Origin of the sequence: Microbacterium sp. K24 (assembly GCF_004794465.1) — a bacterium.
Taxonomy (GTDB): Bacteria; Actinomycetota; Actinomycetes; order Actinomycetales; family Microbacteriaceae; genus Microbacterium.
Map to the genome: position 1 here is coordinate 1 of NZ_SSDJ01000097.1, position 15144 is coordinate 15144.

At 71.1% G+C, this 15144-nt stretch carries 17 protein-coding genes; 10 read left to right on the forward strand and 7 right to left on the reverse strand.

Annotated features, from left to right (window positions below; genetic code table 11):
- A partial coding sequence (locus DW306_RS21600) for an HNH endonuclease (RefSeq protein ID WP_342670847.1) occupies positions 1-181 on the reverse strand: 181 nt, incomplete at its 3' end.
- Positions 157-1230: a DUF222 domain-containing protein gene (locus DW306_RS09010; RefSeq protein ID WP_240747126.1), complete on the reverse strand. Its 1074-nt coding sequence runs from the start codon at positions 1228-1230 to the stop codon at positions 157-159. The genes DW306_RS09010 and DW306_RS21600, both read right to left, overlap by 25 nt.
- Positions 1231-1428: 198 nt before the next feature.
- On the opposite strand from DW306_RS09010, the gene DW306_RS09015 reads away from it, so the two are divergent.
- Both DW306_RS09015 and DW306_RS09020 read left to right on the forward strand, forming a co-directional pair.
- The gene (locus DW306_RS09015) at positions 1429-1797 is read left to right on the forward strand and encodes a multidrug efflux SMR transporter (RefSeq protein WP_136055267.1); all 369 of its coding nucleotides are present in this window, start codon (positions 1429-1431) and stop codon (positions 1795-1797) included.
- Positions 1794-2117 (forward strand): SMR family transporter, encoded by a 324-nt coding sequence (locus DW306_RS09020; protein WP_136055268.1) that lies wholly within the window; start codon positions 1794-1796, stop codon positions 2115-2117. The genes DW306_RS09015 and DW306_RS09020 overlap by 4 nt, the downstream gene beginning before the upstream one ends.
- A gap of 23 nt (positions 2118-2140) precedes the next feature.
- On the opposite strand, the gene DW306_RS09025 is transcribed toward DW306_RS09020, so the two are convergent.
- Positions 2141-3103 (reverse strand): aldo/keto reductase, encoded by a 963-nt coding sequence (locus DW306_RS09025; RefSeq protein WP_136055269.1) that lies wholly within the window; start codon positions 3101-3103, stop codon positions 2141-2143.
- A 99-nt stretch (positions 3104-3202) separates the two neighbouring features.
- Between DW306_RS09025 and DW306_RS09030 the strand changes: the two genes are divergently transcribed.
- From DW306_RS09030 to DW306_RS09055, 6 genes are read left to right on the forward strand one after another with little or no spacing between them, the layout of a single operon-like run.
- Entirely contained in the window at positions 3203-3937 is a 735-nt protein-coding gene (locus DW306_RS09030; protein WP_136055270.1) for an SDR family oxidoreductase, read from the forward strand.
- Positions 3938-3946: 9 nt separating this feature from the next.
- The gene (locus DW306_RS09035) at positions 3947-5062 is read left to right on the forward strand and encodes a zinc-binding dehydrogenase (RefSeq protein WP_136055271.1); all 1116 of its coding nucleotides are present in this window, start codon (positions 3947-3949) and stop codon (positions 5060-5062) included.
- Between the two features lie 8 nt (positions 5063-5070).
- Positions 5071-6030, forward strand: a complete 960-nt coding sequence (locus DW306_RS09040) for an aldo/keto reductase (protein ID WP_136055272.1) — start codon at positions 5071-5073, stop codon at positions 6028-6030.
- A 20-nt stretch (positions 6031-6050) separates the two neighbouring features.
- A complete protein-coding gene (locus tag DW306_RS09045) occupies positions 6051-7052 on the forward strand; it encodes an alpha/beta hydrolase (protein WP_136055273.1) in 1002 nt (333 codons plus the stop codon).
- Positions 7049-8032, forward strand: a complete 984-nt coding sequence (locus DW306_RS09050) for an alpha/beta hydrolase (protein ID WP_136055274.1) — start codon at positions 7049-7051, stop codon at positions 8030-8032. The genes DW306_RS09045 and DW306_RS09050 overlap by 4 nt, the downstream gene beginning before the upstream one ends.
- The gene (locus DW306_RS09055; protein WP_240747127.1) at positions 8029-9246 is read left to right on the forward strand and encodes a multidrug effflux MFS transporter; all 1218 of its coding nucleotides are present in this window, start codon (positions 8029-8031) and stop codon (positions 9244-9246) included. Before DW306_RS09050 ends, DW306_RS09055 begins: the two co-directional genes overlap by 4 nt.
- A 38-nt stretch (positions 9247-9284) precedes the next feature.
- Here the strand turns inward: DW306_RS09055 and DW306_RS09060 are convergent, their stop codons facing one another.
- Both DW306_RS09060 and DW306_RS09065 read right to left on the reverse strand, forming a co-directional pair.
- Positions 9285-9950, reverse strand: a complete 666-nt coding sequence (locus tag DW306_RS09060) for an SDR family oxidoreductase (RefSeq protein WP_136055275.1) — start codon at positions 9948-9950, stop codon at positions 9285-9287.
- 46 nt (positions 9951-9996) lie between these two features.
- Positions 9997-10527 carry a hypothetical protein gene (locus tag DW306_RS09065; protein ID WP_136055276.1) on the reverse strand — a complete coding sequence of 177 codons (531 nt, stop codon included), beginning with the start codon at positions 10525-10527 and terminating at the stop codon, positions 9997-9999.
- A gap of 48 nt (positions 10528-10575) precedes the next feature.
- On the opposite strand from DW306_RS09065, the gene DW306_RS09070 reads away from it, so the two are divergent.
- Positions 10576-11178 carry a TetR/AcrR family transcriptional regulator gene (locus DW306_RS09070; RefSeq protein ID WP_240747128.1) on the forward strand — a complete coding sequence of 201 codons (603 nt, stop codon included), beginning with the start codon at positions 10576-10578 and terminating at the stop codon, positions 11176-11178.
- Between the two features lie 132 nt (positions 11179-11310).
- On the forward strand, positions 11311-13275 hold the full coding sequence (locus DW306_RS09075) for a primary-amine oxidase (RefSeq protein WP_240747129.1): 1965 nt from the start codon (positions 11311-11313) through the stop codon (positions 13273-13275).
- A 27-nt stretch (positions 13276-13302) separates the two neighbouring features.
- Here the strand turns inward: DW306_RS09075 and murQ are convergent, their stop codons facing one another.
- On the reverse strand, positions 13303-14238 hold the full coding sequence (gene murQ / locus DW306_RS09080) for an N-acetylmuramic acid 6-phosphate etherase (protein ID WP_136055277.1): 936 nt from the start codon (positions 14236-14238) through the stop codon (positions 13303-13305).
- Complete coding sequence (locus DW306_RS09085; protein WP_136055278.1) at positions 14228-15130, reverse strand: BadF/BadG/BcrA/BcrD ATPase family protein; 903 nt, start codon at positions 15128-15130, stop codon at positions 14228-14230. Before DW306_RS09085 ends, murQ begins: the two co-directional genes overlap by 11 nt.
- Positions 15131-15144 lie beyond the last annotated feature (14 nt).

A 15144-nucleotide genomic window follows, 5' to 3' on the forward strand; every position in this document is an offset into this window, starting at 1 on the left:
ACACCATCGACCGGTACATCGCATCCCGGTGGAACCCGTTCCTCACGACATCCCGGTCATGGATCCGGTGGTGGCACGTCTCACACAGCAGCACCCCGTTGGACAGGTCGGTGGGTCCGCGATCCCTCGTCCACCATTTGATGTGGTGTGCTTTCGTCATCCCCGGTGGCAGCCCGCACATCGCACACCCACCATCACGTTCCGCGAGGGCGAGGCGTTGGGCTCGCGTGAACAACCGTTTCTCCCTCCCCCAATCCAAGACTTCGCTCTTCCCCCACACACCCACGGGATGACTCCACCCGCGGCAGCCATCCGTCTCGCGGCCCCGATGTTCACCGGATGATCCATCCCATCGATCGTCGCCGACCCGGACCCGGCCTGCAGGTCATCCAACGTCAACCGGACGATGACCGTCGCCCCGGCGAGCGGCACCCGAGATTCGCATCCGAGCACGTGCGCACAGAACATCGCGAGCGCATCCGCGTGCAGCATCGGCACCGTGCGCCGGTTCGCATCCGCCGCGTCCGGGTTCGGGTTCGGGTTCGGGGCATCCTTGCGGGCGGCGAACGCCGCCGACACGTATCCCCGCATCGCGGTGACCACCGGGGCGGCGGTCTCGGCATCCAACACCGCGTTCAGATGGACCATGCCGTCGCGTTCGACGATCGTGCACGACCGCTTCGCCCGGCGCTCCTCATCCTTCGGCTGCACCCCATCCGGATCCAACCACGCCTCCGCCCGGGCGATCAACTTCCGGACATCATCCAACCCCAGCCCCGCGCACCGCTCCGCGAGGATCTCTTCCGCCAATCCGATCCGCCCCACCCCGGCCACCACCCGGCACCGATCCAACAGGGCGATGATCAACCCCGCCGCGGCGATACTCAACGCCCCCGACGCGAGCGCTTCCCGCAACAACTCATACCGGGCCGGGAGCCTCGCCCCGACCAGGTCCGTCTGGGGAGCGGTCGCCTCCCCCACCTTCACCAGGCGGGACGCATCCCCGGTGGAGATCCCACCCGTCGCCGCCAACAGTTTCCCCGCGGTCCGGTACCCGTACTCCTTCGCCAGACTCCCCGACCCGAGCTCAGCCCGGGACTCATGAGCGATCCGCGCCGCGACATCCGCATGCGCCGCGTCCAACCGGCGCCGCAGCACACCGATCGCGTCATTCACCGCGATCAACTGCTCCCGCGACAACCCCGTCGCATCTCCGGCATCCGCCCACACGTCCCCGAGGCGGGCGACCGCCTCGACCAGACCAGGGAGCTTCGACATGCCCCCAGTTTACCCGCGAACCACCCGACATTCGAAAGTCTGTTCGAAGTATATCGGTCCACTCGCGGACGCCGCACTACCCTCGAAGAACGAGGAATCGAATCACCATCCCGAGGGTTCTCCCCAGTGATCCCGTCACGAAAGGTCCTGATGTCAGACCGCCCCCGCCCGTCGGCCTGGCCGCCGCTGCTGGTCGCCATCGCCCTCGAGGTCTCGGCCACTCTCGCCCTGCGTGCAGCCGAGGGGTTCACCCATCCCCTCTGGCTCATCCTCGTCGTCGTCGGATACAGCGGATCGCTGTGGCTGCTGTCGATCGTGCTGGATCGCGGCATGCCGGTGGGCGTGGCCTATGGGATCTGGTCGGCGATCGGCGTGGTGCTCACCGCCGTCCTCGGCACCGCACTCTTCGGGGAGACGCTCGGACCTGTGCAGATCGTCGGGGTCGGCGTGATCGTGGTCGGGGTGCTGCTGGTCGAACTCGGTTCGCACCAGCGCAAGCCGGCCGAGGCCGCGTCGTGACCTGGCTGCTGCTCGCCCTCGCGATCGCGAGCGAGGTCACCGCGACTCTGAGCCTGCGCGCGTCGGAGGGACTACGACGGAAGCGCTGGATCCCCGTGATCGTCGTCGGCTACCTCGCCGCTTTCACGCTGCTCGGCACCATCCTCGCCCTGGGGATGCCGGTCGGGGTCGCGTACGGCATCTGGGCCGCCGCCGGCGTCGCGGTGACGGCGGTGCTCGGCCGCCTGATCTTCAAGGACCACTTCTCCGTCATGATGGCCATCGGTGTCGCGCTCATCGCGGTCGGCGTCTCCCTGATCGAGTTCGGCGGCGTGCACTGACGCGAAGGGGACTGCAGCCCCCGTCACCACACCCCGTCCGACCGCACCTCGCGGTCGACCCAGCATCCGGCCAGTGCGGCGCGCACCTCGTCGCCGCGATCGCGTGCGAGCGCCAGCGCCGCGTGGTTCTGCTCCAGCTGCTCGAGGCGTGACGCGCCGAACAGGACGTTCGCCGTCGCGGGATTCGTCAGGCAGAAGGCGATGCCGAGCGCAGCCGGCGTGACCCCGAACTCGCGCGCGATCCGTTCGACGTCGGGGTAGATCGCCGCGATCTGTTCGCGGATGCCGCCGACATCGGCGCCGATCTTGCGGTCGGGCATACGACCTGTGGCGAGGATGCCGCCCTCGAACACGTCCGACGCCTGAAGCGTGAGCGCACCCTCGGCGAACAGCGGTCCGTAGGCGTCACCCTCGGCCATCGATCGCCGCGCGATGCCGTACTTCAGCTGCGCGAAGACCGGACCCGCCAGCCCTCGCCGCTCGGCTTCGGCGATCGCGTCGCGCGTCTGCTCGATGCGCCAGTTGTTGATGCCCCACGACCCGACGAGCCCGTCGGCGATCAGCGCGTTCACGTCGGAGACGAGGCGCGGCATGTCGGGAGCATGGAGGTAGTCGCCGACGACGAGCGTGTCGAAGCGGTCGAGTCCGGCGCGCTCGAGCGACTCGAGCAGCTGCGCGCGGAACCCCTGATTCGGCCAGTCCCAGAGCCAGAGCTTGCCGCAGAGCACGACGTCGGCGCGGTCGACGCCACTCGCGCGCAAGGCCTGGCCGAACAGGATGTCGGTCTTCGAGTTCTCGGCGTGCGGACCCATGTTGTAGTACGCGACGTCGAAGAACCCGGCATCCAGGTCGACGGCACGGCGGATCACCGCGACCGCCTCCTCCGGCGTCATCCGGTCCCACGTGTTCCACGATCCGAGCGCCAGTGCGGGCACGGGCTCCCCTCCGGCATGCAGGGGCTTGCGCGGATATGTCGATTCGGGCATGGAAGCTCCTCGCGGATTCGGAAGACCGGGCTTGTGTTTTTCTATGCTTGTAGAATATAACGGAATCACCCCGCCGCAACACCGTCAGTGAGGACGAACATGACCGAATCACCCCGCCGCGTCCTGGTCACCGGAGGCGCCTCCGGGCTCGGTCGAGCCATCGCCGCAGCCTTCCGCGCGGCCGGCGCCGACGTCGTCATCGGCGACGTGAACGCGGATGCCGCAGCCGCCGTCGCCGCCGAGATCGGGGCCACCGCCCTGGCGCTCGACATCGGCGACGAAGCATCCGTCCTCGCCGCCGCCGAGCACATCACGGACGCGGGCGGACTCGACGTGCTGGTGAACAACGCCGGGATCGTCGCCGGCGGCGGCACGCTGCAGGAGGTCCCGGTCGATGTCGTCGACGCGGCGCTGCGGGTCAACGTGCGCGGGACGTTCCTCATGCTCCGGGTGTTCGGCGCCCTCCTCGCCGACGCCGGCCGCGGCTCGATCGTGAACATCTCGTCGATCGGCGCCCGGCAGCCCACTCCCGGTCTCGGCCACTACGAGGCGACAAAGGCCGCCGTCGACGCTCTCACCCGCACCGCCGCGATCGAGCTCGCCTCGGCCGGTGTCCGGGTGAACGCCGTCGCCCCCGGCCCCGTGCTCACGCCCCTCACCGCGGGCTTCGCCTCCGACCCCCAGGCCCGCGCCGCCTGGGAGTCGCGCATCCCGCTCGGCGCGATCGCCGACGTCGATCAGGTCACGCCGCTCGTGCTCTTCCTCGCGAGCGACGCCGCCAGCCACATCACCGGAGTCTCCGTCGCCGTCGACGGCGGACAGCTCCTGGTCTGAGAGGACACGATGACACTCCCCGCCCCGACGCTCCCCACCACGACGCGCGCCGCCGTGCTCACCGCGCACAACGCGGCGCTCACCCTGCAGGACCTTCCCCTTCCCGCCGAGATCGAACCCGGTGCCGCCCTCGTGCGCATCGCCTGCACCACGCTGTGCGGCACCGACATCGAGATCTGGGAGGGACGGATGACCTTCCCCGGCATGCTCCCGATGGTGCTCGGCCACGAGATGGTCGGCGAGATCGTGGCGACCGGGCCGGACACCCGGGATGCCCTCGGCCGCCCGCTCTCCGCCGGCGATCGCATCGGCTGGTCGGAGTCGACCTGCGGCGAATGCCACGGCTGCGTGGTGCTGCGGGAACCCGTGGCCTGCTCCCGCCGCGGCTACGGCTTCCTGCAGCGCGCCGACGTGCACCCCTTCGCGACCGCAGGGCTCTCGGAGTACGCGTACGTCACCCCCGGGGCGGCCAAGCTCCTGCTCCCGGCATCCGTCAAGGACACCTGGGCATCGATGGCGGGATGCGCCGCCAAGACGGTGCTGCGCTCGTTCGAGCGCGCCGGACGCATCCGGCCCGGCTCGAAGGTCGTCGTGCAGGGCGCGGGAGCCCTGGGCATCTTCGCGACCGCGGTCGCGAAGATCGCAGGCGCCGGACAGGTGATCACCGTGGGCGCACCCGCCGCACGACTCGACCTCGCCGCGCGATTCGGGGCGGATGCCGTTGTCGACTTCCGCGACGGCCCCGTCGTGGAGCAGGTGAGGGAGCTGACCGGTGGCCACGGCGCCGATCACGTCTTCGACTTCGCGGGCGCGCCGAGCGTCGGCCCGGATGCCATCGGCATGGCCGCCCAGCGCGGCACCGTCGTGATCGTCGGATCGACCGGACCCGCCGGGGACGGATTCGCCCTCAGCGCGATCATGGGCAAAGAGCTCACGATGGTCGGCTCGCTCAACGGAGACATCTCCGACTACGCCCGCGCGATCGACTTCTTCACGGCATTCGCCGACCGGTACCCGTGGGACGACCTCTTCAGCGCCCCCGTCGGCCTCGCCGAGGCGTCGTCCAAGATCGCGCAGATGCACCACCTCGATGAGGTCAAGGCCGTCATCGACCCGAGACTGTGAGGCACACCATGACCACCCCCCTCCCCCGCCGCGAGATCGGTCGCAGCGGGATCAGCGCCTCGCTGTTCTCGCTCGGCTCCTGGCACACCTACGACCGGATGGACTTCGCCGACGCGACCGCGATGCTGCGCGAGGCGGTGGACCGCGGCGTGAACCTCTTCGACGTCGGCGTGTACTCGACGCCCGAGATGCCGCCCGTGTTCACCGACGTCATCTTCGCCGGCATGGTGCGAGCCGCCGGCCTGCGCCGCGAGGAGTGGCTGCTCTCGTCGAAGCTGTGGCTCGAGGCCTTCGACGCCGACGGCTTCCGCCCCCAGCTGGAGAATGCGCTGATGCGGGTCGGCGCCGAGCACGCCGATCTCGTCGTGCTCGGCGACCTGCGCCGCGACGACCTCGAGCTGCGCGACCTCGTCCTCGATCTCGCGCAGCTGACGGATGCCGGACTCATCCGCACCTGGGGTGTGAACAACTGGTCGGCCGCGAGCATCCAGAGCCTGATCGACATCGCCGCGGACGAAGGGGTCGCCGGTCCGCAGATCGCACAGCTGAAGTACAGCGTGTCGCGGCGCTCGATCCCCGACGGCGAGCCCTTCGCCCGATTGTGGGAACAGGGGCTGACCCTGCAGGCGTCGGACTGCCTGGAAGGCGGCGTGCTGGCGGGCAGGGTCGACGGCGGCAGGCAGATCGGCCGCGATCCCGGTGACATCCGCGAGCGGATCATCGACGACGTGCCCGCCCTCACCGCCCTCGCGACGTCTCTCCACACCACGCCGGCGCAGCTGGGACTCGCCTTCACGCTGACCCATCCGGCGCTGACCACCACGCTCTTCGGCGCCTCGAGCATCGCGCAGCTGCGGGCGAACCTCGACGCGGCCGACCTCGTCGACCGGGTGGGCGCCGCCGAGCTGCGTCGCCTCGTCGCACCCTTCTGGGCCGACCGTGACGTGGTCTCACCCGAAGGCCCCTGATGCCGTCCGAAGGAGAACCCATGACCGTCACCACCGCCACCGGCCGCCCTGCCCTCGCGCCCGTCCCCTTCGATCCCGAGGTGCGGGCCGTGCTCGACGAGCTCGCGCGGAATCCGCAGCCCCCTCTGACGCGCGCGACCCTTCCCCGCGAAGGCACCGAGCGCATGTTCCCCGACAACGACACGGTGATCGCAGGTCGCGACATCGAGTGGGAGGATCGCGGCATCCCCGGCCCGGTCGGCTCCCCGGACATCGAGATCACCGTGTTCCGACCCCGCGGCAGCTCCGACGAGATCCTTCCCGCCTTCGTCAACATCCACGGCGGCGGCATGATCGTCGGCCACCGTACGTGGGAGACCGGTCGCGTCGTCGACATCGTCGCGGAGCACCGGGTGGTCGCCGTCAACATCGAATACCGTCTGGCTCCGGAGCATCCGTTCCCCGCGGGCGTCGAGGACTGCTACGCCGGCTTCGTCTGGGTGCACGAGAACGCGGCGGAGCTCGGCGTCGACCAGGACCGGATCATCGTCGGCGGCGGCAGCGCGGGCGGTGGCCTCACCGCCGCGGTCGCGCTCCTCGCCCGCGACCGGCGAGGACCGGTGATGGCCGGACAGCTGCTGCTCTGCCCCATGATCGACAACACGAACACGACGGTCTCGAGCCGGCAGTACGACGGCATCGGAACCTGGCAGCGCGAGATGAATCTGCTCGCCTGGTCGTGCGTGCTCGGCGACGACCTCGCCTTCCGCGACGACGCACCGGCGTACGCTGCTCCCACCCGCGCCGCTGACCTGTCCGGATTGCCCCCGGCCTACATCGAGGTCGGCGAAGCGGAGATGTTCCGCGACGAGGACACCGACTACGCGCGGCGGATCTGGGCGACGGGCGGACAAGCGGAGCTGCACGTCTGGGGCGGAGGTGCGCACGGCTTCGACATGTACATGCCGGATGCCGAGATCTCGCGCGCCGCGCTCGCTGCACGCGCCTCCTGGCTGCGACGCGTCTGGAGCGCCGCACGATGACCGCGACCGCGCCCGTCCCCTACGACCCCGAGCTCGTGGCCGGCCTCGACGCGTTCGTGAGCCTCGTCGAGGTCATTCCGCTCCGCGCCGACACCCTGCACGCCAACCGCGACCACTTCGCCACGATCATCCCGCCGATCTCCGTGCAGGCCCAGGGACGGGCGGTCTCGTGGGAGGACCGGGTGATCCCCGGCCCCGAGGGCGCACCGGATCTGGAGATCACGATCGTCCGTCCCGCCCGCGCCGCGTCCGGGCCGGCACCCGCGGTGCTCTCGATCCACGGCGGCGGGATGGTGCTGGGGACGCGCTTCTTCGGCACGGGTGAGCTCATCGACCTCGCCGAGCGCCACGGTGCGGTCGGCGTCGCCGTCGAGTACCGCCTGGCGCCCGAGCATCCCGGACCGGCCCAGGCCGAGGACTGCTACGCCGCGCTGGAATGGATGGCGGCGCACGCCGACGAGCTCGCCATCGACCCGGATCGGATCATCGCGTCGGGCATGAGCGCCGGCGGCGGGCTGTCGGCGGCCGTCGCGCTGCTCTCGCGCGACCGCGGGGGTCCTGCGCTCGCGGGACAGCTGCTCGGGTGCCCCATGCTCGACGATCGCAACGAGACCGTGTCGGCGCGGCAGTACGACGGCTTCGGGGCGTGGGACCGCAACAACAACGACACCGCCTGGAACGCGATCGCCGGCGCCGACCGGTTCAGCGACGCGGTCTCGCCGTACACGGCCCCAGCACGGGCGACCGACCTGTCGGGTCTCGCACCCGCGTTCATCGAGGTCGGCGCCGCGGAGACGTTCCGCGACGAGGCCGTCGAGTACGCCGCACGCATCTGGGCGACGGGCGGCCAGGCCGAGCTGCACGTCTGGGCCGGCGGGTACCACGGCTTCGCCGGGTTCTCCCCCGACGCCGAGGTCTCGAAGGCCGCCAATGCCGCCCGCGAGAGCTGGCTGCGCCGCACGCTCCGCCTCGTCGAATGAGCATGTCCGCGCCGGAGCAGCCGCACCGCCCCCGGATGAGCACGCTGCACGCGATGCTCGTGCTGGGGATGCTGGAGGCCTTCGGCCCGCTGTCGATGGACCTGTACCTGCCGCAGCTGCCGCAGCTGGCGGCGTCTCTCGGGACGACGGAGGCGCTCGGCCAGGTGACGATGTCGGCGTGCATGATCGGACTGGGACTCGGGCAGCTGATCGCCGGGCCGCTGAGCGATCGCTTCGGCCGTCGCCTGCCGCTGATGGTCGGAGTCGCGGCGTTCGCCGTGCTGTCGGCGCTGTGCGCGATCGCCCCGACCATCGAGCTGCTGCTGCTCGCCCGCTTCCTCCAGGGACTCGCCGGATCGGCGGGGATCGTGATCTGCCTGGCGATCGCCCGCGACCAGTTCGAGGGCGTCGAGCTGTCGCGCATGCTGTCGCTGCTGTTCCTCGTCTCCGGAACGGCGCCGATCATCGCACCGGTCGTCGGCGGTCAGCTCGCGCGGATCATGGACTGGCGCGGGATCTTCTGGGTGCTCGGCGCCGTCGGAGTCGTCCTGCTGCTCGTGGTCGTCTTCGCGCTGCCCGAGACGCTCCCCGTCGAGGAGCGGCACGGCGGCGGGCTGCGCGCCCTGCGCGGACATGCGGGAGCCGTCGTGCGAGACCGGCTCTTCCTCTCGGTGCTCATCGCCGCGGCGGGCGGCGGCGTCGCGTTCTTCACCTACCTGTCGATGTCGTCGTTCGTGCTGCAGGACGAGTTCGGCCTGACTCCGCAGACGTTCAGCCTCGCCTTCGCGGGCGGCGCCCTGGCCAGCATCGCGGGCAGCCAGGCGAGCCGTCTCGTCGTGCGCCGCTGGGGCCCGCTGAACGTCTACCTCGGCGGGATCACCGCGACGCTGATCGCGACGACGACCTTCCTCCTGCTCGCGCTCAGCGGCACCGGGGTCGTCGGCGTCGTCGCGGCGCTGGTGGGGTTCATGCTGTGCTCGGGGATCGGCGGCCCGAACGGTCAGACCCTCGCCCTCGCGCATCATCGCGCGCGGGCGGGAACGGCATCCGCTCTGCTCGGCATGGCGACGTTCCTCTTCGGGCCGGTCGTCGCGCCGCTCGCAGCCGGGATCGGGGGGACGAACGCCGTGACGATGGCCGTCACGATGGTCGTCGCGGCCGCCGCCGCAGCGATCGCCGCCTGGGCGTTCGTGCGCCCCGCCGCCCGCATCTGATCAGGGAACCCCGCGCCCGACCAGAAGTCCGCGCCCGGTCAGAAGTCCGCGCCGAACGCCCCGTCCGACTTCAGGAGCTGCCCCGAGATCCAGCGTCCCTCGTCCGACACCAGGAACTCCACGACGGCGGCCACGTCGGCCGGACGACCGAGTCGGCCGAGCGGTGTCATCTCGCGCAGCTGCGTGCGCGTGGCGTCGTCCATCCACCCGGTGTCGATCGGGCCGGGGTTCAGCGCGTTCGCCGAGATGCCGCGCGGTCCGAGCTCACGGGCTGCCGAGATGACGAGCCGGTCGAGGGCGCCCTTCGAGGCTCCGTACGGCAGGTTCCCGGTGACATGGTCGCTCGTGAGCGCCACGATCGCGCCGCCGTCGTCGCCGATCTGGCGGGCGAACGCCGCGATGAGCAGCAGGCTCGCCCTCGCATTCACGGCGACGTGCAGGTCGAAGCTCTCGGCGGTCGTGTCGAGGATGCCGGATTCGACGTCGTGCGCGTGGCTGAGGATGAGTGCCGAGATCGGTCCGTGGGCGGCGTTCACCTCGGCGATCAGCGCCTCGGGCGCCTCCGGCGCGGAGAGATCGGCCGGGTGATCGGCGTCACGCAGGTCGCTGGTGACGACGGTCCACCCGGCGGAGCGCAGGCGAGGGACGATTCCGGCGGCGATGCTGTTGGCGCGCGCGGCACCGGTGATCAGGGCGACAGGCATCCGGCCACGCTACCGGACCGCCGCGACGGCGACACCGCCCCGCGGGTCAGAACCCCAGGCACATCACCGCGACACCCGCCGCCATGGCCCAGGCCTCGACGGTCAGCAGACGAGCGGTGCGGCCGTGATGCACCGGCTCGAGAACCCATTCCGCCACGATGGTCCACAGCACCACGCAGACGACTCCGACGACCACGAGGACCGACAGGATGCCGGAGAGGCCGTGGCCGTGCCCCTGCCCGGAGGATGCGACGGCCGGACCGGACGAGGCGCTCTCGAACGCGCAGATCGCCATCACCAGCGACACGAGGGCGCGATGGCAGCAGGTGGCCGCAGCCGGCGTTCCCCGCACGCCCACCGTGCCGAGCATCGCCGAGACGAGCAGCACTCCCCCGAGGACGAGCCCGACCAGCGGATCGCCATCGCCTGCGGCGACGATCAGCATCACGACCGCCATGATGAGCGCCGTCTGCCGGCCCTGCCACGGCACGGCTCGCCACGCGGCCGCGCACGCAGCGGCCGAGACGATCGCCGCAACGGCCATCAGCCACGGCGCTGCCGGCAGAAGGTGGTCCACAGCCGCAGTATATTGATCAATCGCTCAATATCGCTACAGCCCTCGGTCATGCGACAAGATGAGCAGGTGCCCCGCATCGTCGACCATGATGAGCGCCGCCGGCAGATCGCCGAGGCGCTGCTCACGGTCGCCGCCCGCGACGGGCACGACAGCGTGTCATCCCGAGCGGTGGCGAAGGAGCTCGGCATCGCGACGGGGTCGCTCTGGCACTACTTCGACGGATTCGACGACGTCGTCCGCGCCGCCGCCGCGGAGGTCACGCGCCGCACCGACGAGCGGATCGCGGAAGCCACCGCGGGACGGCGAGGTCTCTCGCGGCTCCAGGCGCTGATGCGCGAGGTGCTTCCGGTCGACGAGCGCACCCGGACCGAGGCGCACGTGGTGGTCGGGTTCTGGGGGCGACTCGCGACACTGGCGTCGACGCCGGATGCCGGGACCCCGACTCTCGCCACCTGGCAGGGCAGCATCCGCTCCGCGCTCGACGAGGCCGTGGACGACGGAGAGCTGCGCTCCGACACCCCGCGGGAGGCGGTGATGACGCTGCTGCGCTCGGTCACCTACGGCCAGCAGGTCGTCGAGGTCACCGAGCCGCAGACGGCGGCCGCTCACCTCGCCGTGCTCGACGGCGTCCTCGCGCCCTGGCGCGCCTGAGCCGACCCGCGATCCGAGCGCACCGACGACTCTTGTGCACGGTCGCGATTCCGTCGTACCATCGTGCCAACCCGTTTATTGAGCAGTCGCTCGAAAATAGTGAGGTCGACGATGTCCCATCACCCGCAGTCCGTGTCCCTCGAGAAGATCGCCGTGCCGCACCCCCTCGACCCGCTGACCGGCGAGGAGATCGCCGCCGCCCGCGCGGTGCTGGAGGGCGCCGGGCTCCTGAGCGAGACCACGCGCGTGCCGATGCTGCTGCCCGATGAGCCGACGAAGGACGAGCGCGCCGCCTGGCGGCCCGGGTCGCCCATCGACCGTCGCGTCGACGTGACCCTCCTCGACACGGCCACGGGCGTCGCGACCGAGGCCATCGTCTCGATCACGCGCGGCGAGGTCGTCCGCACCGCGCGCGTGCCCAACGACGCCCCGCCCTACGGACAGCCCCAGTACCTGTTCGAGGAGTACGAGCGGGCCGAGGCCATCGCCAAGGCCTCCCCCGAGTGGCAGGCGGCGATGACGCGCCGCGGGCTCGCGGAGCACATGGCGCTCGCATTCTGCGGCCCGCTCGCCCCGGGCTACACCGGCCGTGCCGACGAGGTCGGCCGCCGCGTCATCCGCTCTCTCACGTTCCTGAAGTACGACGAGGCCGACTCCCCCTGGGCGCACCCGGTCGAAGGCCTCATCGTGCACATCGACCTCACCGCGCACAGCGTCATCCGCGTCGAGGACCACGGCGATGTCCCCGTGCCCGCCGGCCACGGCAACTACTACCCCGAGGTGCAGGGCGCGGCGCGCACCACCCTCAAGCCGATCGAGATCTCGCAGCCGGAGGGGCCGAGCTTCACCGTCTCGGGCTCCCAGGTCGACTGGGAGGGGTGGTCGATGCGCGTGGACTTCAACGCCCGCGAAGGCCTCGTGCTGCACGACGTCTCCTTCGGCGGACGCTCGGTGCTCAGCCGCGCCAGCGTGCCCGAGATGGTCGTCCCCTACGGCGACACGGCTCCGGGGCGGTTCTGGATCAGCTACTTCGACGCCGGCGAGTACCTGCTCGGCAAGAACGCCAACCACCTCGAGCTCGGCTGCGATTGCCTCGGCGTCATCCGCTACCTCGACGGCTACGTCGCCGACGACCACGGCAACCCGGTGCGCATCCCCAACGTGATCTGCATGCACGAGGAGGACTACGGCATCCTCTGGAAGCACACCGATCTCGCCGGGCGCGCGGACGTGCGCCGCTCCCGCCGCTTCGTCGTGTCGTATTTCTCGACCATCGGCAACTACGACTACGGCTTCTACTGGCACTTCTACCTGGACGGCTCGATCGAGGTCGTCGCCAAGGCCACCGGAATCGTGTTCTCGGCCGCAGGTGAGCCGGGGGTGCGGCAGAGGCACGCGACCGAGCTCGCTCCCGGGGTCTTCGCGCCCGTGCATCAGCACCTCTTCTGCGCACGCCTCGACGTCGCGATCGACGGCGAGGACAACCGGCTCGTCGAGGTCGACGCCCAGCGGGTGCCGATGGGGCCGGACAACCCGTTCGGCAACGCCTTCTCCTGGTCGGAGACGCCGCTCACCACCGAGCACGCCGCGCAGCGCGAGGCCGACACCTCGGTCGCCCGGGTCTGGGAGGTGCAGAGCGCCTCGCGGACGAACCGCGTCGGACGACCGACGGCGTACCACCTCGTCCCCGAGCCGACCGCGCTGCTCATGGCCGACCCGGCGTCGTCGGTCGCCGCACGCGCCGCCTTCGCCACGAAGCACCTCTGGGCCACGCAGCACGAGCCGGGGCAGATCTGGCCGGCGGGTCGCTACCCCAACGCTCATCAGGGCGGTGCGGGACTACCGGAGTACTCGGCCGGCGACCGCTCCCTCGACGGCGAGGACATCGTGCTGTGGCACACGTTCGGCCTCACGCACTTCCCCCGCCCGGAGGACTGGCCGATCATGCCGGTCGACTACGCGGGCTTCTGGTTCAAGCCGTACGGCTTCCTCGACCAGAACCCGGCGATGGACGTGCCCGAGTCGTCACAGGCGCACGGCGCGGCGGATGCGGGAGGATGCTGCGGCGGAGGCGCCGCCTGCACCTGCGGGCACTGACTCCCGCGAGCGCGCGAGCCGGACGCGTCAGACGAGTTCGGCGATCGCATCGCGCAGGATGCCGCCGGCGTCGTCGAGAGCGGATGCCGCGACCTGCGGCGTGACGCCGGTCGCGAGCGTCAGCAGGGCGAGCTTCACCGAGCCGTCCGCCGCCGCGAGGGCGACCGACGCATCGTCGACGTCGACCCCCGCGAGCTGTGACACCGTGCGGATCGACCGCGCGTGCAGCTTCTCGTTGGTGGCGAGCAGGTCGACCATGACTCCGCGATACGTCTTGCCGAGCTTGATCATCGACAACGTGGTGAGCATGTTCACGACGAGCTTCTGCGCGGTTCCCGACTTCAGTCGGGTGGATCCGGAGATGAACTCCGGTCCGGTGACGACCTCTATCGCGATGTCGGCCGCGGCGCCGATCGCGGAGTCGGCGTTGGAGGCGATGGCGACCGTGAGCGCGCCGACCCCGGCGGCGAAGCGGAGTCCGCCGACCACGTAGGGCGTGCGCCCCGACGCCGAGATCCCGACGACGGTGTCCTGCTCGCTGAGGTGCAGCGCGCGCAGCGAGGCGGCCGCCGCCTCGTCGTCGTCCTCCGCGTTCTCCACGGCGGAGCGGATCGCGGTCTCGCCGCCCGCGATGAGGCCGACGACCATCGACGGGTCGGTGCCGAACGTCGGCGGGCATTCGCTCGCATCGAGCACGCCGATGCGCCCCGCGGTGCCCGCGCCGATGTAGATGAGACGGCCGCCGCGTCGGAACCGCTCCGTGATGCCGTCGACCGCTGCGGCGATCTCCGCGGTGCGCGCGCCGACGGCTTCGGGGACGAGCGCGTCTTCGCGGTTCATCCTGCGGACGAGCTCGGCGGTGTCGAGCAGGTCGAGGTCGCCGCGCTCGGTCGTGGAGGCCTCGGTGTCGAGGCCGGAGAGCTCGGCGAGCAGGGCGAACAGTCGGCTGTCGTCAATCGGCACGGTGCGCGAACCTTTCGTGGGGGAGATCGTGACGGCGCGCGAGCAGCAGTGCGCCGTCGAGGGCGTCGCCATGGGCGCTGACCACGCGCCGGTGCGCGGTGCGCAGCGACGCCTCCAGCGCTGTGCGGAACCACGCGTGATCGGTGAGACCGCCGTGCAGGGCGACCTCGCTCGTGCGGGTCGAGGCGCCGACGGCCGTGGCGGTGAGCAGGCGCACGGCTTCCGCGGCGATCGCTGCGGCGGTGGGGTCGCCGGTCTCTGCGGCATCGAGCACGAACGGCGCCAGCGTCGCGAGACGACGGGGCAGCGATCCGTCCTGCGCGAGCCATCCGCCGATATCGGCCGCGGTGCCGACGGGGCCGGTGAGCACCTCGGTCAGAGCCGTGTCTGCGGTGAGCCCTTCCGATACGCGCATCACGGCACGCAGCGCTTCACGGCCGAGCCAGGATCCGCTGCCGAAATCGCCGAGTTCCGGGCCCCAGCCGTCGATGAGCCGCGCGCCGTCGGCATCGACGCCGAGCGCGGCCGCCCCGGTGCCGGCGATGAGCAGGACACCCTCTCGGCCACCGAGTGCGCCGATGTGGGCGGTGACGACGTCGGAGGTCACGACCGTGGCGAGGCCGGTCTCGGCCGCGAGGAGACGTGCGAGTTCGGATGCTGCGACCGGTGCGGTCCAGGCGCCTGCCGCTCCGACGCCGATCGCCGCGACCGAAGAGAGATCGAGGTCGGACAGCAGCGGAAGGATGGCGTCGCGGGCGGCGGAGACGCCGCCGGCAGCGGCCAGACCGGGCGCACCGATCCCGTCGCGCTCGACGCGGTCTCCGGTGTCCCGCACGACCCGGCAACGGGACTTGCCGAGGTCGACGGCGAGGACGCCGAGCGGAGAATGCATGAAAATAGTCTACG